Consider the following 22,376-nt stretch of genomic DNA (forward strand, 5'->3'; position numbering starts at 1 on the left):
CCGGGGCTGAAACACGTTTTAATATTCTACAACTGTGCGGATACTCTCCCCGCGCGCCATCATATCAAAGCCCTCGTTGATTTTTTCCAGCGGGAGCTTGTGGGTAATCAGGTCGTCAATATTGATCTTATGATCCATGTACCAATCAACAATTTTTGGAACATCGGTCCGTCCACGTGCCCCACCAAATGCGGACCCAATCCACCGGCGCCCCGTAACAAGCTGGAACGGTCGCGTGCTGATTTCCTGCCCGGCCCCAGCCACACCGATGATGGTTGAAACACCCCACCCACGATGGGCACATTCCAGCGCCTGACGCATCAGAGTCGGGTTGCCCACACATTCAAACGTGTAATCCGCGCCGCCATCTGTCAGTTCAATCAGATAGCCAACCAGATCGCCATTCTGCCCCAGATCCTTCGGGTTCACAAAATCGGTCATACCGAATTTGCGAGCGATAGCTTCCCGCTCCGGGTTGATGTCCACACCGATAATGCGATCGGCCCCAACCATTTTGGCACCCTGAATGACATTCAGCCCAATGCCACCCAGCCCGAACACCACGACTGTGGAGCCCGTCTCGACCTTGGCCGTAAACAGCACCGCCCCAATGCCAGTCGTCACGCCACACCCGATGTAACAGACCTTATCAAACGGGGCATCTTCCCGAATTTTAGCCAGCGCGATTTCTGGCAGAACCGTGTAATTCGCAAAGGTGGAACAGCCCATATAATGATGGATCGGCTGCCCCTTGAAGGAAAAACGCGAGGTCCCATCAGGCATCAGGCCTTTTCCTTGTGTGGAGCGAATAGCCGTGCACAGGTTGGTCTTGCGGGAGAGGCAGGATTTACATTCCCGGCATTCCGGCGTGTAGAGCGGAATCACGTGGTCACCGGGTTTCAGGTGCCGCACACCGGGGCCGACCTCAACCACAATGCCAGCCCCCTCATGGCCCAGAATAGCCGGAAACAGACCTTCCGGGTCCGCACCAGAGAGAGTGTATTTATCCGTGTGGCACAGGCCCGTTGCCTTGATTTCCACCAGAACTTCACCCTCACGCGGGCCTTCCAGTTGCACGGTTTCAATTTCCAGCGGTTTCCCCGCTTCAAAGGCTACGGCTGCCCGTACGTCCATGCTCATCCCCTGTGTATTGTGTCTGTTTGTGCGCACCGTCTTTCAGATGCGCTGTATGTTTTTCAGAATAGCCCCAAGCTGACCCCGAGAGCTACCGTGCTGCACGTGTTCTCTGGTCACATCTGCTTTTCTGTCAGGGCACAACTGTATCGGAAACACAACAAGACGCCCAGATGTTACAGTATAACAGGATCTCTTTGAAAAATGTCTTTCGTTATCCGATATTTTCCTCGCAAACGCTTTTCAGGCTTGCTTTACATCTTGCGCAGAATACGCAGATCTCATTGAGGGAATATGGAAATTTTTACTGAACAAAAAAACAATACCTTTTTATTATCACAGTAATTTCTGAAAAATGAACCAGAATTTTTGGTGATCTGCCATACTGACCGTCAGACGCAAATAGGATGACGATCCGTATGGCGGCTGATCCCGGCAGCCGCCTGCCATCCACCGCACAGATGGCAGGCGGCTGCCGGCGCGCCGAAAGTGATCTGCAATCCGGCTTGTCAGTTACTGCTCAACCGGGCCTTTCGGGCCGCTGCGGCTGAACCACCAGCGTAGCATAAGAGCCTTTTTCTGAATATTATGGCTCTTCCGCCTTCTGCAAACGGAGTTTTGCGCCTCATGTCCTTCTGGAGCACCTTCGGCCCCCTGACCGCTTTCGCTCTGGTGGCCTCCATCACGCCCGGTCCGAACAATACCATGCTGGCTGCCTCGGGCCTGAACCACGGCTTCCGGCGGTCCATTCCGCATATGCTCGGTGTTGCCCTTGGGTTTGTGCTGATGGTCGCGCTGGTTGGGCTTGGGCTGAGTGTCGTGTTTGAGCGCTTTCCTCTGCTGTATATCTGGCTGAAATATCTGAGTGCGGCGTATCTGCTGTGGCTGGCATGGAAAATTGCCACCGCAACACCAGCTTCGGCTGAAGTCGGGGCAGGCCAACCCATCAGTTTCCTTCAGGCCGCGGGGTTCCAGTGGGTTAACCCCAAGGCATGGATTATCGCTATTGGCATTGTCTCCGCCTATCTGCCGCACGAGAATTTTCTGTTTGGCTTAGCTCTGGCCTGCATCATTTGTGGGCTCACCGCTATCCCGTGCGTCAGCCTGTGGACCAGCTTTGGCGCCCTCATGCGCCGCTGGCTGAGCCAGCCTGCCATTCTGCGCGGGTTCAACCTGACCATGGCCGCCCTGCTGGTGGCCTCCCTCTACCCCCTGATGATGGAAGCCGGCACGCATTAAGGCCGGTAAAAGAGCCAGAAACCCGCCTGATTTCAAGAATTTCTGGCCTTTCTCCTTGAGATACCCCTGCTCTGCCCTTAATATGCCCGGCACTGAAGCATCTGGCTTCACTGACCCGTGACAATACGAAAAGGTGCCTGTGCATGGAGTGGACCGATGAAACGATCGCCCGGCTCAAAGAGCTCTGGGCGGAAGGCCTCTCAACTGCAGAAATTGGCCGTCGGCTCTCCATCACCAAAAACGCCGTGGTGGGCAAAGCGCATCGTCTGAGTCTGCCCCCGCGTCCGTCTCCCATCCGGCGGAGTGACAAAACCAAAGTCGCTGGCACGGAAAGTGCTGCAAAAGCAGCTCCGGCTGCCGCAGCTGCACCCGCTAAGGAAAAAGCACCTCAGGCTGCGCCCCCTGTAGCAGACGCCAAGCCTGCTACAACTGCAGCCCCGGCTGTGGACGCTCCGGCTCCCAAACCTGCTCCGCAGCCCAAGGCTGAAGCTAAACCAGCTAAAGCTCCGGCAGCGCCACGCGCCTCAGCAAAGCCCAAAACGTCCCTGCGCAGCATTTCCGACCCGGAACCCAAAAAGCGCCGTGGGCCATCCTGCTGCTGGCCGATTGGCGACCCCGGCACACCGGGCTTCCATTTCTGTGGAGCCACACCGCTGCCGGGTAAGCCCTATTGTGCGGAACATGCACAGATTGCTTACGTCAAACTGCGTGACCGGCGCGATAACGTCGCCTGACGTCACACCGCACGTTCCATAAAAAAGCGCGCCGCTTTGCATCAGCAAAGGGCGCGCTTTTTTGTGCCTTACTGAAAGCGGGGGCTTTCACCCCCGTCTGATCAGAAGCAGATCAGCCTTCAGCTTTAACCGGTGCATCCGCAGCAGGCGTTGCGGGAGCAGCAGGCTTCGGTGCTTTGTTGTCATCGCTCAGCATTTCCAGCTGACCGGTGATCTGACCACCATCTTCCACCTTCAGGCGGCGGCAGGCAGCTTTGCCCAGCAGGCGGCCCGTTGCACGCACCGTCAGGCTCCCGCGCACCGTCAGCGTGCCATCAACCGTCCCGGCGATTTCCGCGTTCTCAACTTCCACGCCACCACGGAACAGGCCACCCGGCATGACAGCAAGTTCCTTGGCGGAAATCATGCTGGATTCCACAGTGCCTTCCACAACCAGACGCTCAGCATCCTGCACGGTGCCCTGAACGCTGATACCGCGGCCGACAACGAGGGTCCGCTGGTCCGGAACTTCTTTTTTCGGCTGCTGGGGGTTCATGCCTCGTGCAGCGGCACCCGGCATGGGGGGCACGCCAGCGTTGGGAGAGAGAGGGGAACCGGGGGGGAGAGGCGCACGACCCATGGAGGTCTCCTTTGTTGCGTCTGGACGGGAAGCAGGTGCCGTGCCGCTGCCGGATGACGGAGGCGAACCCGCGGGAGAAGAAGAAGGGAAAAGTGTACCAAATGCTCCGGCAGGACGCGCAGCGCCCGGCTGACTGGTACTCTGACCGGCATTTTGCCCGGCCGGTCGGTTATCTTCAGGCTTGCGTCTTTTAAACAAGAATCCCCCCGCCATGCTGGCTGCCGTATCTGCGACAGCGGTTATACGTCTGTACTTGCCCGCGTCGATCCATCAAGCTGGCAGCCAATTTGTTATACAGCTGACAGACCGTGCGGCAAGCATCCGTTAGCGCTTGCTGTTGCCCTTTTTATGGCAGCGCGATACCGAAAGAGCCGATCTGCTCATTTTTTCAGGAAAATAGACATCGTCATGACTGGCTCTGAGGCAAAATACGATATTCTCGGCATTGGCAACGCCATTACGGACATTCTTGCCACTGTCGAACCCGCGTTTCTGCTTGAGCAGAATCTGACCCCTGGCAGCATGACGCTGATTGATGCGGCCCGTGCCGACAGCCTGACCGAAAACCTGAAAGTAGAACAGGTGATGGGCGGTGGCTCTGCTGCAAATACCTGTGTTGTAGCAGCACAGTTTGGCGCACGCGTCGCGTATCTGGGCAAAGTTGCGCACGATACGGCTGGCCAGAAATTTGCGCAGGATCTGCGCGATAACGGCATTACCTTCCCCTCCACGCCGCTGGACGGCCATGTGTCTGAAAACCTGCCGACGGCACGCTGCGTCGTCATGGTCACACCGGACGGCCAGCGCACCATGGCGACCTATCTTGGTGCGTGCACACACTTCACACCGGATGATGTGCTGACGGACGTAATTGCAGCTTCAAGAATCGTGTATCTGGAAGGCTATCTGTTTGACCCGCCGCATGCGCAGGAAGCATTCCGCCGTGCTGCAACACTCGCACATCAGAATGGCCGTCAGGTTGCGCTCTCCCTGTCTGACCCGTTCTGCGTTGGTCGTCACCGTGAGGCGTTTCTGGATCTCGTAAAAGGCCACGTCGATATTCTCTTCGCCAATGAAGATGAAATCTGCGCGCTGTATGAAACAGAAAACTTTGAGACAGCAGCCCGCCATACGCTGGAAGACACCACCTTTGCAGCACTTACCCGCTCAGGTCTGGGCAGCGTGGTCATTCATGACGGGCAGATGACGACAGTCGCCCCGGTCCCCACTCAGGTCGTGGATACAACGGGCGCGGGCGATGCTTATGCCGCGGGCTTCCTCGCTGGTCTGACCTCTGGCCGCACCCTGCCGGAATGTGGCCGTCTGGCTTCTGTCGCGGCATCAGAAATTATCTCGCATGTGGGCGCACGCCCGCTGGCCAATCTTTGGCAGGAAATGGGCTTCTAAAAAGCCCTCTCTGTTGTTCGCTGTCGTTTCTGCCTTCCCTGTTACTGCGGAAGGCAGAGGCCTCAGCGGGTCAGAATATCGACTTTTCCGCCTTTTACGGCCAGCGCAATCTCGCCGTTGCACAGGGCCAGAGCGGCATCCCCAAATACCGCTTTCCGCCAGCCGGCCAGAGCCGGATTCGGAGCGGACGGATCAAGCGCCAGCGCTTCCAGATCATCCATGGATGCGACGAGCTTGGGCGCAACATCATGCTCTTCACAGCAGCTGGTAAGCAGCACTTTCAGCAAAGCCATGAGAGCTGCGGACGCCCGGGGAGCATCCTTGCTGCGGTTTTTCGGCAGGCGCGGCAGCTCCGCGTCTGGCAGAGCCTGCGCCTGTTTCACGGCGTCCAGCAGGCCAAGCCCCGTGCGCCCTTCGGCCAGCCCACGAGACACCCCCCGCACGCGGGCCAGAGCATCCGTTGTGGTTGGCGCTGTGGCGGCAATTTCCAGAAGACTTTCATCTTTCAGCAAACGCTGACGCGGCACGTTTACGCGCTGCGCTTCCCGCTCCCGCAGAGCTGCGACGGCGCGCAAAATGCCCAGCATACGGCGGTTGCTCGTGCGGGCACGCAGACGTTCCCMTTGTTTTTCCGGGTCGGCCCTGAACGTGGCCGGGTCTGTCAGCACCGCCATTTCGGCAGAAACCCAGTCCAGCCGCTTTTCCTGCTCCAGCTTTTTCACAAGCCGTTCATACACAAGGCGCAGCCATGTCACGTCGCCTGCGGCATAGGTCAGCTGTGCAGCAGAAAGTGGACGCACGGACCAGTCGGTAAAGCGGTGGCTTTTATCAATCGCATGGCCCGTGATCGAGCCGACAAGACTGTCATACCCAACCTGATCCCCATACCCGGCGACCATGGCCGCAACCTGCGTATCGAACAGCGGTGTGGGCAAGGCATCAAACAGATGCAGGAAAATTTCCAGATCCTGCCGGGCAGCATGGAAAACTTTCAACACGGACTCATCGGCCATCAGTTCCGCCAGAGGCGCCAGATCCAGGCCGTCCGCCATGGTGTCAATCAGCACCACTTCCTGCACGCCGCCAATCTGCACCAGACACAGTTCCGGCCAGTAGGTGCGCTCACGCATGAATTCCGTATCAATCGTCAGATACGGTTCTGCACGCAGGCGGGTAAGAGTTGTCGCCAGATCGTCCGTTGTGGATATGAGGCGGGGTTCGGGAAATGCGGGGGAGGAAGCTCTGGCCATGTCTGCCTTCATACACCACCTGACAGGAAAAAGAAGCGGACAGCAGCGCCTGACTTTCTGAAAAGCTTGACGAAACCCCGCACAGCTTCGACATGAGACACACACAGACCCTAACGGAAAGAAACGCCATGACCCGCCCAGATGACGGCAGTGACGCCCTCACCCAGCTTGGCCGCGCAACCCCTGCTCCGACCTGCCCGGAAGACGCCGTTCTGGAACGCGTGCCCGCGCCCTACCCCGGCAAGAATTATCTGGTGCGCTTTACAGCCCCGGAATTTACGTCTCTCTGCCCGGTCACCGGCCAGCCGGATTTTGCGCATATCGTGATTGATTACGTGCCGGACCAGTGGATTGTGGAAAGCAAATCTCTCAAGCTGTTCCTGACCAGTTTCCGCAACCACGGCGCATTTCACGAAGCCTGCTCCGTGCAGATTGCCACTACTCTGGTTGAACGCCTGAACCCTGTCTGGCTGCGCATTGGCGCTTACTGGTATCCGCGCGGTGGTATTCCGATTGATGTGTTCTGGCAGACTGGCGCACCGCCGGCCGATGTCTGGATTCCGTCACAGGACGTGCCGACCTATCGCGGTCGCGGCTGACACTCAGAACAAGCGTATAAAAAAAGCCACCGCAAGGGTGGCTTTTTTTGAAACTGGTCGGCGTCTTAGCATCGTCTGTCTCAAAGACCGGGCAGAACCCGGCTCTGAATTCAGGAAGCGGAAGACCCGGCTTCGATTTCAGCACGCACAGACAGGATTTTATCCTGAAGCACATCCAGACGCGAGATATCGGTCTTGTCGGCTTTGTCCCAGGCTTCTGTCAGAGCTTCGAGCGTTGCTGTGGCGTTATCAATGGAGATTTCGCTCACAGGCTCGGCTTTATCAGCCAGAATGGTGCAACGCGTTGCCGTCATGTCCGCAAAGCCACCACCGACGAAGAAACGGTCCGTCACGGCATCATTTTCGTACAGTGAGACAACACCACCACGCAGCAGAAGCATCATGGGGGCACGCTCGGGCATGGCGGCGATATCGCCTTCCGCGCCCGGCATGACCACCATATCTACTTCACGCGACACCAGAACCTTTTCAGGGCTGATGATCTCGATCTGGATCGGCATGAATGCTGTTCCTTCCCGGAACCGGCTGTTAGACCGATTCCCTCATTTTTTCTGCCTTGGCAACGGCTTCTTCAATCGTGCCAACCATGTAGAACGCAGCTTCCGGCAGGTCATCATACTCACCGGCACAGATCGCTTTGAAGGAGCGAACCGTATCTGCCACGGAAACCAGCTTACCCGGTGCCCCCGTGAAGACTTCTGCCACGTGGAACGGCTGAGACAGGAAGCGCTGGATGCGGCGCGCACGGGCCACAATCAGCTTATCGTCTTCAGACAGTTCATCCATACCCAGAATGGCGATGATGTCCTGCAGAGACTTGTAGGTCTGCAGAATACGCTGCACGTCACGTGCCACGTTGTAGTGCTCTTCACCCACAATAGCCGGGTCCAGAGAGCGGGACGTGGAGTCCAGCGGGTCAACGGCCGGGTAGATGCCCATTTCAGCAATGGAGCGGTTCAGCACGGTCGTGGCGTCAAGATGGGCGAAGGTCGCGGCGGGAGCCGGATCGGTCAGGTCATCCGCGGGAACATACACGGCCTGAACGGACGTAATGGAGCCCTTCTTGGTGGACGTAATACGTTCCTGCAGCGCACCCATTTCCGTAGCCAGCGTCGGCTGGTAGCCCACTGCGGACGGAATACGGCCCAGCAGAGCGGACACTTCAGAGCCAGCCTGCGTGAAGCGGAAGATGTTATCCACGAAGAACAGCACGTCCTGGCTTTCTTCGTCACGGAAGTATTCAGCCAGCGTCAGGCCGGACAGAGCAACACGTGCACGGGCACCCGGCGGTTCGTTCATCTGGCCGAACACCAGAGCCACTTTGGAGCCCTCGGTGTTGTTGTTTTCGTCCAGCTTGATAACGCCAGCGTCCTGCATTTCGTAATACAGGTCGTTGCCTTCACGGGTACGTTCGCCAACACCGGCAAACACGGACACACCACCGTGCGCCTTTGCGATGTTGTTGATGAGTTCCTGAATAATAACGGTCTTGCCCACGCCGGCACCGCCGAACAGGCCAACTTTACCGCCCTTGAGGTACGGGCAGAGCAGGTCAACAACCTTAATACCCGTCATCAGGATTTCAGAAGCAGCAGCCTGCTCTTCAAAAGATGGGGCATCACGGTGGATGGGGGCGCGACGTGCGGTCTTGATCGGACCTTTTTCGTCAATCGGCTCACCGATGACGTTCAGGATACGGCCAAGAGTCTCGGGGCCGACCGGCACAGAAATCTGCGTGCCGGTATCGGACACTTCTGCGCCGCGGACCAGACCGTCGGTGGTGTCCATGGCAATGCAACGCACTTCGTGCTCGCCAATTTCCTGGGCCACTTCAAGCACCAGAGTCTGTTCACCCAGCTTGACGTGAAGGGCGTTGAGAATTTTCGGCAGTTCACCTTCGAACTGCACGTCAACAACCGGCCCTCTGATCTCGGTGATGCGGCCAACAGAATTGGTCTTTGTGGCCGCAGGGGCCTGGGTCTGGGTTGTGGTATCCGACATGGGTCAGCTCCTGCGGGGCAAACGAGCGGGCTCAGACAGCCTGTGCGCCCGAGATGATTTCGATCAGTTCGTTAGTAATATTGGTCTGACGGGTCCGGTTATAGACCTTGCTCAGACTGTCGATGGTCCGGCCTGCATTGCGCGTGGCGTTATCCATGGCCGTCATGCGGGCGCCGTTCTCACCTGCGGCTGTTTCCAGCAGCGAAGCGTAGATCTGAACCTGCAGATTCCGCGGAAGGAGCATTGCCAGAAGCGTTGCTTCATCCGGTTCAAATTCGTACTGCGCTGCATCGTCTGCCGTGGTGGAGGCAGCATCGGCTTTCGCCGCGGCATCATCCATCACCATGGGCACAAGCTGCAGGCATGCCGGGGTCTGCGTCATCGCATTCTGGAACTTGTTGAACACAAGCGTGCAAACGTCGATTTCGCCAGCTTCCAGCAGCGCATTCACCTTGTCACCAAGGCCGCTTGCTACAGAAAACGGAACGTCCTTACCACTAAACCCGATGACCTTATCAATGATCAGGTCAGCATGTTCGCGGTTAAAGAAGTTCAGAGCACGACGGCCAACCGGCAGCAGTTTGACGGTTTTGCCCTCAGCCTGAAGCTTATTAATGGTCTGGAGCGTCAGGCGATGCACGTTGGAGTTGAAGCCACCGCACAGGCCACGATCACTGGTGATCGGGATCAGCAGATGAACCTTATCCTGCCCCGTTCCGGCCAGAAGACGCGGCGCACCCTCTTCCCCCTTCGTGGCAGCAGCAAGTTCACCCAGCATCCGCCGCATGGCGGCGGCATACGGACGAGCAGCCTCAGCACTGGCCTGGGCGCGGCGCAATTTTGCGGCCGCGACCATTTTCATCGCGCTGGTGATCTTCCGTGTCGACTTGATACTTCCGATACGAGCGCGGAGTTCCTTGAGGGAAGCCATGGATAAGTCCTGCTCCTCAGCCGCCGAAGTTGCGGTTGAAGGTGGTCAGATATTCCGTCAGGCGGGCTTCAGTGTCTTTGGACAGCTGACGCTCCTTACCAATAGTTGCCAGAATATCTTTCCCACCGTTCGGCAGATCAGCCAGCAGAGCGTGTTCCCAGGCCACCACTTTCTCAACGGGGATACCATCGATAAAGCCACGGGTGCCCGCAAACAGCACAATCACCTGTTCTTCAACCGTCAGCGGAGAAGACTGGGGCTGCTTCAGCAGTTCGACCAGACGGGCACCACGAGCAAGCTGCTTCTGCGTTGCCGGGTCCAGATCGGACGCGAACTGAGAGAAGGCTGCCATTTCACGATACTGAGCCAGTTCCAGCTTAATCTTGCCGGCAACCTGCTTCATCGCCTTGATCTGTGCGGCAGAACCAACGCGGGACACGGAGCCACCAACGTTCACGGCCGGACGGATACCACGGTAGAACAGATCGGTCTCAAGGAAGATCTGCCCGTCGGTGATGGAAATCACGTTGGTCGGGATGTAGGCGGACACGTCACCAGCCTGCGTTTCAATGACCGGCAGAGCCGTCAGAGAACCAGCGCCGTTGGCGTCAGACATTTTTGCAGCGCGTTCCAGCAGGCGAGAGTGCAGGTAGAACACGTCACCCGGATACGCTTCACGACCCGGCGGACGACGCAGCAGCAGGGACATCTGGCGGTAAGCCACAGCCTGCTTGGACAGGTCATCGTAGCAGATCAGAGCATGCATGCCGTTGTCACGGAAATACTCACCCATTGCACAGGCAGCATACGGTGCCAGGTACTGCAGGGGAGCCGGATCGGAAGCCGTTGCTGCGACAACGATGGAGTATTTCATCGCGCCTTTTTCTTCCAGCAGACGCACGAGCTGTGCGACCGTGGAGCGCTTCTGACCGATAGCAACGTAGATGCAGTAAAGGGACTTTTTGTCGTCGCCTTCGTCATTGACGGTCTTCTGAGCGAGGATCGTGTCAGTCAGAATGGTCGTCTTACCGGTCTGACGGTCACCAATCACCAACTCACGCTGACCGCGCCCGACAGGCACGAGGGCGTCAATGGCTTTAATGCCGGTCTGCATCGGCTCGCTGACGGACTGACGCGGCATAATGCCGGGAGCCTTCACTTCAGCGCGACGCATTTCAACGTCAGCCAGCGGGCCCTTGCCGTCGATCGGGGTACCCAGACCGTCAACAACGCGACCCAGCAGACCTTTACCTGTGGGGACTTCAACCACCACACCGGAACGGCTGACAGTGTCGCCTTCACGGATGTTGGTGTCATCACCAAAAATCACGATACCAACGTTATCGCTCTCAAGGTTCAGCGCCATGCCTTTCTGGCCGGAGCCCGGGAACTCAACGAGCTCCCCGGCCATCACATGCTGCAGGCCGAACACACGGGCAATGCCGTCGCCGACAGACAGGACAGTGCCGGTTTCGACAACATCGGATTCTTTGTCGAACGAAGCAATCTGCTGCTTGAGGATATCCGAAATCTCTGCGGGACGGATTTCCATCACGCGGCTCCCTTCATGGCGTAATGCAAACGAAACAGGCGGGTCTGAAGACTGGCGTCATAAAGCTTGGCCCCAACACGGACGACAAGGCCGCCGAGAAGGGATGAGTCGACACGCTCACGGATAGTAATGCGGGAATAACCGGCTTCGGCCAGACGAACCTGAAGCTGGGCGCGCTGCGTGGTTGTGAGCGGCTGGGCGGATGTGACATCCGCAACCACTTCACCACGGCGGGCTGAAGCGAGGGCATCGACTGCCGCCATAATCTGCCGCAAATTCGGCAGACGGCGGTTGTCAGCAACGACACCCACGAAATTCTTAAGAGTCTGGCAAAAACCCTGTGCGTCCAGCACGGCCAGAACAGCCTTGCGGGAGACACGGATATCAAGCCGCCGATCATCCAGAACAGTGCGCAGAGGGGCACTCTCATCGATCAGGCGGGCAAGTGCCGCACATTCATCAAGCACTGCATCCAGCTGCTGCTGTTCCGCTGCGAGTTCATAAAGCGCAGTTGCATAACGGCCTTCGAGACCGTTGGAAGCAAAAGCAACCGATTGTGCTGTCGTTACGCCCGAGGCCACCACTCTTTAGGCTCTTTCCTTCTGTGCGCGCCGGCATTCCACATACATGACTCCGCCTCTGGCTGTATCTAGCCACAAGCATGCGTCGGCGCGGCCTCTAGCATGCTGAAACCTGCCACGCAACCGGCAGCCTCTTCCAAAATGAACCCGTACCCCCGGTTTCCCTCTGTCAGACCGTATGAAAATGACCTTTTCGACAGAAAAACATCTTAGGAGAGACCGCTTTGCCCGCATTTTTGCGTGTTTGGAGCCCTGAGATACCTGCGGAAAATCTTTGCTGAAAATATTCTCCAGCCAACTCATGGAAGACCGTCCCGACCACGCCGAAGAATGCACGACCGGATTTACAGCGAATCCATCCCCAAACAGCCGCGCTGCGCAGTAGCCGGACGCATGGGCTTCCCATCAGAAGACATCCCACGGGGCCACTGAACAGATTACCGCCCCCCCCCTTAGCCTATCGTTTTGGCCAGGAGATTTTGAGAGGACAGCACCAACCGGCCCCGCCACCCGCTATGGGGCGTTTCGGTTAGCGCCCTTTCCGAATCCTTAAACGTCACGGCAGAACGGCGTGCTGGACCACCCGACACGGTGAAAACAGAAAGACGCGACCATGCGCAACAGCGGCGAGGCACTTCTGATTTCAGCAGGGCTTGCGGAAAAATTTAAATTTTCAGGAAAATTTATTTTGGAGCGGACGGAGGGAATCGAACCCTCCTCGGTAGCTTGGAAGGCTACAGCATTACCACTATGCTACGCCCGCGCTCTAAGAGGCTTCTTACCCCCAAAACGCAGCACTTCGCAACCCCCTGATGAGGGGAGTTTTTGTGCCTTCTTTTCACAATCTGGCACGATATTGTTTTCTGCCTCTTGACTTTAGGGCCGCAACATATTTTGTTCCGCCTCCTGCAAGGGCCGCGTATGGGTGGTCAGGCTGACGGATTTCCGTTATACCTGCTTTCCGCGTCGGCTTGTCGCACTGCAGGGGTGTAGCTCAATTGGCTAGAGCGCCGGTCTCCAAAACCGGAGGTTGTGGGTTCGAGACCCTCCACCCCTGCCAGACAACACTGGCTGGAAAGCCCGCAAAGCCTGCGGCGTTTTCTGACAGAAAGATATTGGCTGCGCCGTCTGTCCAAACCAGATCGGACCGGGCAGCGGAGAGAGGATAGTTCGTGTCGGTCAGTCCCGGTAAGTTTCTGCGTGATGTGCGTGCCGAGGCCGAACGGGTCACATGGCCGTCCCGACGTGCTACTTTCATTACAACAGGTGCTGTGCTTGCCATGGCAGGGCTTGCATCTGTGTTCTTCTTTGTCGTTGACCAGCTGATTGGTCTCGGCGTGCGTCAATTGTTCGGGCTGGGAGGCTGAGGAAACGACATGGCCAAACGTTGGTACGTGGTCCACGTCTATTCGGGCTTCGAGAAAAAAATCGCCCAGCATATTCGCGAGCAGGCAGCACAGAAGGGTCTTGCTGACCATATTGATGAAATTCTGGTTCCCTCAGAAGAAGTCATCGAAATGCGTCGCGGCCAGAAAGTGAATGCCGAGCGTAAATTCTTCCCCGGTTACGTGCTGGTGAAGATGGAAATGACGGATGAGTCCTGGCATCTGGTTAAGGATACCCCGAAGGTAACGGGTTTCCTTGGCACCAAGAACCGCCCGACCCCCATTTCCGCAGCAGAAGCTGAGCGTATCATCAAGCAGGCGCAGGAAGGCATCCAGCATCCGCGTTCTGCCGTAACCTTTGAAATTGGTGAACAGATCCGCGTGGCGGATGGGCCGTTTACCTCCTTCAACGGTGTGATTGAAGAGATTGATGAAGAAAAGGGACGCCTGAAAGTCAGCGTTTCCATCTTTGGTCGTTCGACCCCGGTCGATCTGGAATATGGTCAGGTTGAAAAACTCTGATTTTATCCGATCTCCGGATCTGAAAAGTTTTCAAAAAGAGGTGGCCTTGTGCTGCCTCTTTTTTTTTATGGTCCGCGCCTTTGAACGCCCTGCATAATGCCACGTTTCAGGCCCAATACGCAGACAGTTCCTGCTGCGGGGAAGGACTGAACGGTGCTGGCACATTTTATTAATTTTCTGCACCGAACATGGCTCCGTCTTGAAATTCTCAGACTTCCGGGCAAAAAATTTTGTTACTTTCACAATAAGAAGAGCACTGCCCGCATCTTTCTGCGATTTTCTGCAAGCGATGCGTTCTGACGTCTCACATGTATGAAAGGTTTATAATGCCAAAAGCCCCTATCCCTCATCTCCGGGGAATGTCCCTCCTGAATGACGCCAGTCAGAACAAGGGCACAGCTTTTACGGCTGAGGAGCGGCGGCAGTACGGGCTGGAAGGGCTTCTGCCTACGCATGTCGAAAGTCTGGACCGGCAGGTTGAGCGCATCCATCGACATCTGGAAGCCAAGCCCAGCGACCTTGAGCGATATATTTATCTGAGCGGCCTGCGAGACCAGAACGAAACTCTGTTTTACCGGGTTCTGATGTCCAACCCGGCCAAATACGTGCCCATTATCTATGCGCCGACACTGGCGGCCGTCTGCCAGCAGTTCAGCCATATCTACCGCCGCCCCCGTGGCATGTATATCAGCCTGGAGATGAAGGGCCGTATCGAAGAAGTGCTGCGCAACTGGCCGGTGGACGATGTGCGCGTAATTTGCGTGACCACGGGCGGTCGCATTCTGGGCCTCGGCGACATTGGCGTAAACGGGATGGGCATCCCCATCGGCAAGCTGCACCTCTACACAGCTTGCGGCGCAGTGCCGCCGGAACCGCTGCTGCCCATCCAGCTTGATATTGGCACCACCAACAGCGCCTTGCGGGCAGACCCGCTGTATCTGGGCCTGCGGCGTGAACCGCCCTCACAGGACGTGCTGGACGAATTTGTGGAAGAATTTGTGCAGGCTGTACAGACCGTCTTCCCGCGCTGCTGCCTGCATTTTGAGGACTGGAAAGGCACGGATGCCATCCGGTATCTGGAAAAATATTATCCGCGCGTCCGTTGCTATAATGATGACATTCAGGGCACAGCCGCCGTCACGCTGGCCGGGCTCATCACCGCCCTGCGCATCAAGAACGAACCGCTGACCGACCAGCGGGTGCTTTTCCTCGGTGCAGGGTCTTCCGGGCTGGGCATTGCCAACATGCTGGTGACCGCCATGCAGAAGGAAGGGATGTCCGAGGCAGAAGCCGTCTCCCGCATGACCCTGATGGACGTGGATGGTCTGCTGGAAAAATCCCGCACCGACCTTTCCCCTCAGCAGGCCCGTTTTGCAAAGGACATGCCGCCCTCACGCGACCTGCTGACCATGGTCAAAGCCGTGAAGCCGACCATTCTGATCGGCGTCTCCACCTGTGGTGGGGCCTTTACGCAGGCGGTTGTAGAAGAAATGGCCGCCCTGAACGAGCGGCCCATCATCTTCGCCCTCTCCCTCCCCGCTAAAAACGGGGAATGCACAGCGGAGCAGGCGTATACGTGGTCCGAAGGACGGGCGTTGTTTGCCGCTGGCCTGCAATATCCGGAATTCACCCTGAACGATAAAACCTTCTATCCGGGGCAGGCCAATAACTTCTACATCTTCCCGGCTCTGGGGCTGGCTGTTTACGCCACCTGCCCGGATCTGATTACCGATGACATGGTGATCAAGGCCGCCAAGGCACTCGCGGATCAGGTTGATCCGGCAGCACAGGAACGGGGCCGCCTGTTCCCGCCACAGAGCGAGATTCTGGAAGTGTCCATCACCTCCGCCACGCGCATTGCGGAGTTCATTTTCGATCAGGGTGCCGCCACGGTAGAACGCCCGCAGGATATCCGGGCGTGGATTGAAAGTCTGATCTACACCCCGCGCTACGAACACTAAGCCCGGCAGATACAAAAAGGCCGAATCGTCCACAAGGATGATTCGGCCTTTTTCTTTTTTCAGCGTTAACGTCAGCAGATCAGAAAACGTCTCACCTGTTTCACGCTTTGTATGATCACAAACGCGTATTCAGGCTGCTGTCACGCTTCGAACCCGAACACACGGCCATAAAACGCCAGTTCTTCTTCCAGCGCCTTCCGAATTGTAGCCTCCTGACGGAACCCATGCCCCTCGCCGGGGAATTCATGCAGGGTGCAGGGGCAACCCGCCTCTTCCAAGGCCCTCGCCATGGCATGCGCCTGACCGGGCGGCACGACCTTGTCCTCCGATCCTTGCAGCAGCAGGACCGCCGCCTTGATTTTATGCGCTACAGACAGCGGTGAGCGCGCCAGATAAACGGCTTCTGCCTCCGGCCAGGGACCGATCAGCCCATCCAGATACCGCGCCTCGAATTTATGCGTCTCCTGCGCCAACGCCCGCAGATCCGTCACGCCATACAGGCTGACGCCGGCGGCAAACAGGTCCGATTCGGCCAGCGCTACCAGCACCGTCATGCCCCCGGCACTGGACCCGCGAATGGCAAGACGCTTCGGGTCCACGCGGCCTGTGGCCACCATATGACGGCAGGCAGCAATACAATCCGCCACATCCACGACGCCCCATGCGCCATTCAGCCGCTCACGCCATGCCCGCCCGAATCCAGTGGAGCCGCCGTAATTGACGTCCAGCACTGCGAATCCACGCGAGGTCCACCACTGCACCTTGAAGGAAAACCCTTCCTGCGCCCGCGCCGTAGGGCCGCCATGCACCTGCACGATCATGGGCGGCAGCGCGCCCTCCGGCACACAGGCCCGACTGTTGGCGGGCGGGTAGAACAGCGCGTGGCCCAAAACACCGTCCTGCCCCTGCACGGGGAAGCGGATGGTTTCAGCACGGGAAATATCGGTCGGAGCGAGATCGAGCGTTGCGGCACGCTGCAACACCTGTTCCACACCCTTGGTCATGCTGCCAACAACCACGACGGGCAGCGCATCGTCAGGCACTTCGAGCCAGGCAAACCGGCCATCAGCCAGCGGAACGGGGCACTGGTCCGGGTGGGCAGCAAACGCCAGAGCCTGCCCCTGCGCTGTCTGATGCAGGCAGGTTGTGCGGCCATCACGCACCGCCAGCACCAGACATCCCCCCTCCGGCAAGGGCTGATAGCTCCGCTGGCCAAACACCCATGCGGGCTGACCAATCTCGCCCTCCGGCATGGTGCAGGGCGTCAGAGCGGGAGCCCCCTGCCCAAACTGAACAGCCCATACGGTCCAGCAACCGGACCGGTCGGAAATGGCCAGCAACTGACCGTCCTCAGTCCAGCGGGGTTCCAGCACCGATTCGCGCTGCTCTGCGCCTGCCAGAACCTGCTTGTTGTTCAGAGCGGTCATCCGACCTTCCGCATCCCGCACGACCTCTGCGAGGCACAGCCTCGTGGCATCCCACGGCATGTCCGGGTGCTGCCATTCCACCCACGCCATGCGCGTGCCATCGGGTAAGACTGAGGGAGAGGACAGAAAATCCGGGCCGTTATACAGCACGATCTCTTCCGCCTGCGCGCCTGCTATTGGGAGTTTCAGCGCGACCAGAGCCGCTTTGGCTTCACCCTCTGCGCGATGATCTTCCCGCACCGCCAGAACAGTGCTGGCCGTCGGGTCAAACCGCAGGTCCGCATAGCGCAGTCCGTCTTCTCCGGCGATCTGCACTGGCTGCGCTCCCGGTTGTGCCACCAGCCAGACCGCTCCTGTCCGCTTGTCCGAAAACGCAATCCGCCCTGCCCGCACGGCATATGGGCCGCCCCCATATTCATGCACGCGGGTCGCGACATCAAAGTTCGCGGGAAGCGCCTCTGCCACGCCCTGCCCTTCGGCCCAGCGCATCAGGACGGAGCGGCCTTTTTCTGCCGGGCGGCGCTCCAGCCAGAACACGACGTTGCCGTCTGCGGTCACTTCAGAAAGCGAGAACGTTTTCCCCGCCACCAGAGCCGCCGTCACACGGGACGGCCAGGTGCCGCACGGCATGGGCACGGGGGCATCCGGTCCAGCAGATGAGGAAAAAGGCAGATCAGACATATAAGGCTCTCCGGGAAACACATTTAAGGTCTATCAAACCGTAATTCCCGCAACAGATACAGGCGTCTGGCTGGAAAAGGGGACAAAACCCGCAACACACTGAGGCTTGACAGTCTGCAACGGAAACTGTTCCTGCTGCCCCCTTTGACGCCTACCCAGCCAGAAGTGGATTTTTTGTCCTGTTACACTCTCTCGAATCCATTTTTTCACTGCATTACCTGAACAGCCTGTTCTCCCATTACGGTTATGCCGTGATCGGGGTCGTGGTCATGCTTGAGAGTATGGGGCTTCCGCTGCCTGCCGAGAGCCTGATCATCACCGGGGCGCTGTTCTGCGCCACCACGCATAAACTCCACATTAGTGGCGTGGTGATTGCCGCCGTGATCGGGGCGATCATGGGGGACAATTTTGGCTATCTGATTGGCCGGGCGCTGGGGCTGAAGCTGTTGCAGAAATACGGCCCCAAATTCGGCCTGACCCCCAACCGCCTGCTACTGGGGCGCTATGTGTTCCTTAAACATGGCGGGTCTGTTGTGTTCTTTGGCCGCTTTATTGCCGTGCTGCGCATGTTTGTGGCCCTGCTGGCAGGAGCGAACCATATGCCCTGGCATACGTTCCTGTGGCACAATGCGCTGGGCGGCATTTGCTGGGCAGGAGGGTACGCCATCTGCACGTATTTGCTGGGGAATGAAGTGTTACGGCTTTCCGGGCCGCTGGGAATTGTCTTCGGGGTTTGCGCCGCGACAATCATTATTGCTTCGTTCCTTTTCCTGAAACGCAACGAGAAACGTCTGACGGAGGAAGCCTTGGCTGCAGCAGAAAAAGATGAACGCCTGCGGATTATGCCCTCATGATCGGCAAGCATGAATGGTCCGTGACCAACCGCCAGCCCAGCCTGAAGGGCCGCGTGGCTCTGGTAACTGGCGGCAATAGCGGCCTTGGGTTTGAAGTGGCCTGTGGTCTGGCCACGCGTGGCGCACGCCTGCTGCTGCCGGTGCGCAGTGCTGCGCGTGGGGAAGCCGCTCTGGCCGCCCTGCAGGCCCGCTGCCCCGGTGCCGAGGCTGAACTGCTCGCGCTCAATCTTGCCTCACTGGACTCCATTGCGACCTGTGCGGCTGAGGTCGCCACCCGCACCCGCGCGCTGGATTTTCTGGTGAACAATGCCGGCGTGATGGCCCTTGCCCGCAGGCAGGAAACGGCTGACGGGTTTGAAATGCAGTTTGGCACCAACCATCTGGGCCATTTTGCGCTGACCACGCGCCTGCGTTCCCTGCTGGAAGCGGCTTCCGGTGGCGGTACGGTGGTGACCGTCGCCAGTCTGGCCGCCTGTAAGGGCGCAATCCATTTTGATGATTTGCAGTCCCGCCGCCGTTACAGCCCCTTTGGCGCGTATCAGCAGAGCAAGCTGTCCAACCTGCTGTTTGCGCGGGAGCTGGCCCGGCGTGCGGGAGAAAATGGGTGGAACATCCATTCCCGCGCTGCCCACCCCGGCTGGTCTTCCACATCCATTATTGCCAATGGTCCGGCCTCCAGCCTGCCCGGCGCTGTCGGCAAGGCGGAACAGGTGATTGGCACCGCAGTTCTGCGCGTGATGGGACAGACCGCAGCGCGCGGGGCAGAACCGCTACTTTATGCGGCCCTCTCTCCGGCTGCGCGTGATGGGGACTATTACGGTCCACAGGGCACAGGGGAGCGACGTGGCCCCCCCGGCCCGGCCAAAGTGCCTCCCGCCGCGCAGAAAGTTAGCACGGCGGCGCGCCTGTGGGATGTGTCCGAACGCCTGACGGGCGTGGCCTGGTAACGTCCCGGCCTTAACCCCGCCGGCGGGAACTGCTGCCCGGTGAGGAACTGCGCGTGCGGCTCTGCTGCCGCAGCACGTTTTCAATCCACTCATTCAGGCGGCGTGTGGTTTCTTCGGCATCTTCCCGGTCCGGGTAGAATTCCGGGAAGCGCAGCGCCAGCCAGCGCCATGCGACCAGTCGCTTATGACGTTTTTCCGCGCGTTCCAGCTCTTCACGGCTGGCACGCTCACTCGGTGGCAGACGGCCTGTACCCGGCGGCAGAACGCGGCGGCCTGCGGCATGATCCGCTGCCCAGCCCACCAGACGACGGATGCCGTTATCGCGGTCATCCACCGGACACATGGCGTAGGACCAGCGGGTGGTGAGATCCAGTCCGTCCACCCCTTCCAGCGCGGACGCAATGGCAAAAGCCTGCTCCATATCCGCCAGACGGTAATTGGGGTCATCCTTACGCAACACGGCACGATGAATACGGGAGAGAACGCCATACAGGCTTTCCGACCCGATTTCCGCCGCAACCGCTTTCACGATATCCGCGTCTGGCTGCACGAAGGGCCGCAGATCTTCTGGCATTTCCGGGTCCGCCTCCAGCTGGCGACGGATGAAGGACGGGCTGCCCGCCCCCGCCAGCACGGATACAGTGCCCACTTCATGCTTGCCGTAGCGTCCGGCGCGGCCACCAATCTGCTTGACCTCCTGCACCGTAAGGTCCCGCGTCTGCTTGCCGTCAAACTTCTTGAGGGCCGCAAACACCACGCGCTTGATGGACAGGTTCAGACCCATGCCAATGGCGTCGGTCGCAATCAGGATATCGGCCGCACCCGAGTTAAAGCGCTGCGCTTCGGCCCGGCGGACCTCCGGGCTGAGCGCTCCATAGACCACGGCCACACACCGCCCGTGCTGCATGAGGGCTGCGCGGAGGTCCAGCACCTCGCGCCGGGAGAACGCAATCAGCGCATCACCGGCCTGAAGATCCTGCAACCGCACGGGCTGCGTGGCGGGTTTCAGCGGGCTTTTGCGCTCCAGAGAAATTTCATCCAGCGGGTCCCCGCACAGTTCGGCAATCCGCCGCACCATGGGGATACAGTCCGGTGCACCCAGCACATACAGGTGGCGGGCCGGAGCGCCCATGATCGCCGCTGTCCAGGCTGCACCACGATCGGTATCGAAGAGCATCTGTGCTTCATCAATTACCGCAACATCGACCGGATTATAGAACGGGCACATCTCCACCGTGGCCGCCAGATGGCGGCTGCTGGGCACCAGAATGCGTTCTTCCCCGGTTGCGAGGGACGCTTCGACCCCACGAGAGGCCAGTGCCTCCCGGAATTCATGCGCCAGCAGACGGAGGGGGGCCAACGCCAGTCCACTGTCGGCCTGCGCCAGCGCATTGAGCGCCGTGTAGGACTTGCCACTGTTGGTCGGGCCGGTAACGAGAGTGATACGACGGTTCAGCGCCCGTGCGGTGCGGAAATGGGCTGCATAACGGTCGAGCGCCGCCACGCGGGCAATGACGGAATTGGCCACCTTGCGGCCCATATCCGGGGCCTTACCCCCTGCCCCGGCAACAGCCGGAGCGCCACCATTGCGCCACTCCCCCAGCTTGCCACGCAGGGCGATAAGTTCCGCCGGATCAAACTCCCAGCGTTCCCGGTCACCCGATTCGCGCACCTTTCGGGCCACGGGCAGACGATTTTCTGCAATCCAACGCAGCGCTTCCTTATGGGAGCACCGCAGCAGGCGCGGCACCTCCTGAAACGGCACCAGACTTTCTTCCCACGTGCGCAGGCGCGATTCTTCTTTCTCGCGCTTTTCACGTGCCGTGCGCTCAATTGTGCTGGCTGTCTTCTGGCGCTGGGCTTCCTCCCGGCGGGCCGTGTCCAGAAACGGGTCGCCCTCCGGCAGGTCAAACGCCAGCGCAATGGCCATCAGCAGCAGGTCGGTCTGGGCCGGGGAGAGCACGCGCCCGGTATCAACCAGATCAGCCTGCACTGTCTCAAACACGGCTCGCGGGTTAGCCCCGTAAGACCGCAGCCGGGCGCGGGAGACAGGGGCCAGAGCGCGTTCCAGCACGCGGTCATCCGCTTCCGGTTCTTCTATGTTTCCAACGGCTTCTTCAATTTCATCGCGGGAAACCCAGATGCGGCCGCTGCGCCGCGTGAGGTCCACAAGGCGGGAGACACGCTTCTTGCGCCGGGCGGTGCACAGAATGGTGCGGTAGGTTTCATCCTCAATATCCCGCGCGCCGGGCTCCAGGGCGCGGGCAATGCGGCGCAGAACGTCCTGCTCTTCCCGTGGTTCGATACTCAGGCCTGTGCGGGCTGAAACACGCACAAAGGCCTCACGGGCGGGGGATGCAAAAGTCTCTGATGTCATAGCGTATTCATGCGGCATCCGCGCGGGCGGAACAATGGCTGAAACGGCAATAAAACCGCACCTGTGCACTGCCAGAAAGCGTCGCGTGATGAATTTGCACTGGCGTCATGCTTTCCAGCCCCTTAGAAACGCGCCACGACCAGAAGCACGCCTC

General features: G+C 59.0%; 21 protein-coding genes and 2 tRNA genes. 12 read left to right on the forward strand and 11 right to left on the reverse strand.

From position 1 onward, the window contains the following. Positions 1-18 precede the first annotated feature (18 nt). The gene (locus KP703_RS04845) at positions 19-1,134 is read right to left on the reverse strand and encodes an S-(hydroxymethyl)glutathione dehydrogenase/class III alcohol dehydrogenase (protein ID WP_215753981.1); all 1,116 of its coding nucleotides are present in this window, start codon (positions 1,132-1,134) and stop codon (positions 19-21) included. A 419-nt stretch (positions 1,135-1,553) separates the two neighbouring features. Between KP703_RS04845 and KP703_RS15780 the strand changes: the two genes are divergently transcribed. The 3 genes from KP703_RS15780 (at position 1,554) to KP703_RS04855 (ending at position 3,107) form a co-directional block, all read left to right on the forward strand. Continuing rightward, positions 1,554-1,685 carry a hypothetical protein gene (locus tag KP703_RS15780; RefSeq protein ID WP_256441377.1) on the forward strand — a complete coding sequence of 44 codons (132 nt, stop codon included), beginning with the start codon at positions 1,554-1,556 and terminating at the stop codon, positions 1,683-1,685. Between the two features lie 76 nt (positions 1,686-1,761). Then, entirely contained in the window at positions 1,762-2,373 is a 612-nt protein-coding gene (locus tag KP703_RS04850; protein ID WP_215753982.1) for a LysE family translocator, read from the forward strand. Positions 2,374-2,516: 143 nt separating this feature from the next. Next, on the forward strand, positions 2,517-3,107 hold the full coding sequence (locus tag KP703_RS04855) for a GcrA family cell cycle regulator (RefSeq protein ID WP_062141600.1): 591 nt from the start codon (positions 2,517-2,519) through the stop codon (positions 3,105-3,107). A 112-nt stretch (positions 3,108-3,219) separates the two neighbouring features. Here KP703_RS04855 and KP703_RS04860 read toward each other — a convergent pair whose 3' ends face one another. Next, positions 3,220-3,726, reverse strand: coding sequence for a polymer-forming cytoskeletal protein (locus KP703_RS04860; protein WP_062250515.1), 507 nt, complete (start codon positions 3,724-3,726; stop codon positions 3,220-3,222). Here KP703_RS04860 and KP703_RS15900 point away from each other — a divergent pair. Both KP703_RS15900 and KP703_RS04865 read left to right on the forward strand, forming a co-directional pair. Next, entirely contained in the window at positions 3,725-3,859 is a 135-nt protein-coding gene (locus KP703_RS15900) for a hypothetical protein (protein ID WP_373320540.1), read from the forward strand. The two genes, KP703_RS04860 and KP703_RS15900, sit on opposite strands and share 2 nt — an antisense overlap. A 275-nt stretch (positions 3,860-4,134) precedes the next feature. Then, positions 4,135-5,133, forward strand: a complete 999-nt coding sequence (locus KP703_RS04865; protein ID WP_061500805.1) for an adenosine kinase — start codon at positions 4,135-4,137, stop codon at positions 5,131-5,133. Between the two features lie 62 nt (positions 5,134-5,195). Here the strand turns inward: KP703_RS04865 and rnd are convergent, their stop codons facing one another. Next, positions 5,196-6,383 (reverse strand): ribonuclease D, encoded by a 1,188-nt coding sequence (gene rnd, locus KP703_RS04870; RefSeq protein WP_215753983.1) that lies wholly within the window; start codon positions 6,381-6,383, stop codon positions 5,196-5,198. Positions 6,384-6,511: 128 nt separating this feature from the next. Here rnd and queF point away from each other — a divergent pair, with 128 nt between their 5' ends. After that, the gene (gene queF, locus KP703_RS04875; protein WP_061508480.1) at positions 6,512-6,982 is read left to right on the forward strand and encodes a preQ(1) synthase; all 471 of its coding nucleotides are present in this window, start codon (positions 6,512-6,514) and stop codon (positions 6,980-6,982) included. Positions 6,983-7,092: 110 nt separating this feature from the next. Here queF and atpC read toward each other — a convergent pair whose 3' ends face one another. The 6 genes from atpC to KP703_RS04905 all read right to left on the reverse strand — a co-directional run bounded on the left by atpC (position 7,093) and on the right by KP703_RS04905 (position 12,831). Then, on the reverse strand, positions 7,093-7,503 hold the full coding sequence (atpC, locus tag KP703_RS04880; RefSeq protein ID WP_062141605.1) for an ATP synthase F1 subunit epsilon: 411 nt from the start codon (positions 7,501-7,503) through the stop codon (positions 7,093-7,095). 28 nt (positions 7,504-7,531) lie between these two features. Beyond that, the gene (gene atpD, locus KP703_RS04885; RefSeq protein ID WP_043549205.1) at positions 7,532-9,004 is read right to left on the reverse strand and encodes a F0F1 ATP synthase subunit beta; all 1,473 of its coding nucleotides are present in this window, start codon (positions 9,002-9,004) and stop codon (positions 7,532-7,534) included. 31 nt (positions 9,005-9,035) lie between these two features. Then, positions 9,036-9,935: a F0F1 ATP synthase subunit gamma gene (locus KP703_RS04890; protein WP_062141606.1), complete on the reverse strand. Its 900-nt coding sequence runs from the start codon at positions 9,933-9,935 to the stop codon at positions 9,036-9,038. A 16-nt stretch (positions 9,936-9,951) separates the two neighbouring features. Then, positions 9,952-11,487, reverse strand: a complete 1,536-nt coding sequence (gene atpA / locus KP703_RS04895) for a F0F1 ATP synthase subunit alpha (RefSeq protein ID WP_215753984.1) — start codon at positions 11,485-11,487, stop codon at positions 9,952-9,954. Beyond that, positions 11,487-12,071: an ATP synthase F1 subunit delta gene (atpH, locus tag KP703_RS04900; RefSeq protein ID WP_025825935.1), complete on the reverse strand. Its 585-nt coding sequence runs from the start codon at positions 12,069-12,071 to the stop codon at positions 11,487-11,489. Before atpH ends, atpA begins: the two co-directional genes overlap by 1 nt. A 686-nt stretch (positions 12,072-12,757) precedes the next feature. After that, a tRNA-Gly gene (locus tag KP703_RS04905) sits at positions 12,758-12,831 on the reverse strand. A 220-nt stretch (positions 12,832-13,051) separates the two neighbouring features. On the opposite strand from KP703_RS04905, the gene KP703_RS04910 reads away from it, so the two are divergent. From KP703_RS04910 to KP703_RS04925, 4 genes are all read left to right on the forward strand, one after another. Next, positions 13,052-13,128, forward strand: a tRNA-Trp gene (locus KP703_RS04910). 112 nt (positions 13,129-13,240) lie between these two features. Further along, positions 13,241-13,435, forward strand: coding sequence for a preprotein translocase subunit SecE (gene secE, locus KP703_RS04915; protein WP_025825930.1), 195 nt, complete (start codon positions 13,241-13,243; stop codon positions 13,433-13,435). Positions 13,436-13,444: 9 nt separating this feature from the next. After that, entirely contained in the window at positions 13,445-13,975 is a 531-nt protein-coding gene (nusG, locus tag KP703_RS04920) for a transcription termination/antitermination protein NusG (RefSeq protein WP_062250505.1), read from the forward strand. Between the two features lie 326 nt (positions 13,976-14,301). Further along, a complete protein-coding gene (locus KP703_RS04925; RefSeq protein WP_215753985.1) occupies positions 14,302-15,936 on the forward strand; it encodes an NAD-dependent malic enzyme in 1,635 nt (544 codons plus the stop codon). 140 nt (positions 15,937-16,076) lie between these two features. Here KP703_RS04925 and KP703_RS04930 read toward each other — a convergent pair whose 3' ends face one another. Further along, the gene (locus KP703_RS04930; protein WP_215753986.1) at positions 16,077-18,044 is read right to left on the reverse strand and encodes a prolyl oligopeptidase family serine peptidase; all 1,968 of its coding nucleotides are present in this window, start codon (positions 18,042-18,044) and stop codon (positions 16,077-16,079) included. Between the two features lie 269 nt (positions 18,045-18,313). Between KP703_RS04930 and KP703_RS04935 the strand changes: the two genes are divergently transcribed. Together KP703_RS04935 and KP703_RS04940 are read left to right on the forward strand one after the other, a co-directional pair. Beyond that, positions 18,314-18,898 carry a DedA family protein gene (locus KP703_RS04935; RefSeq protein WP_197056165.1) on the forward strand — a complete coding sequence of 195 codons (585 nt, stop codon included), beginning with the start codon at positions 18,314-18,316 and terminating at the stop codon, positions 18,896-18,898. Beyond that, positions 18,895-19,845 carry an SDR family oxidoreductase gene (locus KP703_RS04940; protein ID WP_215753987.1) on the forward strand — a complete coding sequence of 317 codons (951 nt, stop codon included), beginning with the start codon at positions 18,895-18,897 and terminating at the stop codon, positions 19,843-19,845. Before KP703_RS04935 ends, KP703_RS04940 begins: the two co-directional genes overlap by 4 nt. Before the next feature lie 10 nt (positions 19,846-19,855). On the opposite strand, the gene KP703_RS04945 is transcribed toward KP703_RS04940, so the two are convergent. Continuing rightward, positions 19,856-22,222, reverse strand: a complete 2,367-nt coding sequence (locus KP703_RS04945; RefSeq protein WP_215753988.1) for a helicase-related protein — start codon at positions 22,220-22,222, stop codon at positions 19,856-19,858. Between the last annotated feature and the right edge of the window lie 154 nt (positions 22,223-22,376).

It is taken from the genome of Acetobacter sp. P5B1 (genome assembly GCF_018811985.1).
GTDB lineage: Bacteria > Pseudomonadota > Alphaproteobacteria > Acetobacterales > Acetobacteraceae > Acetobacter > Acetobacter cerevisiae.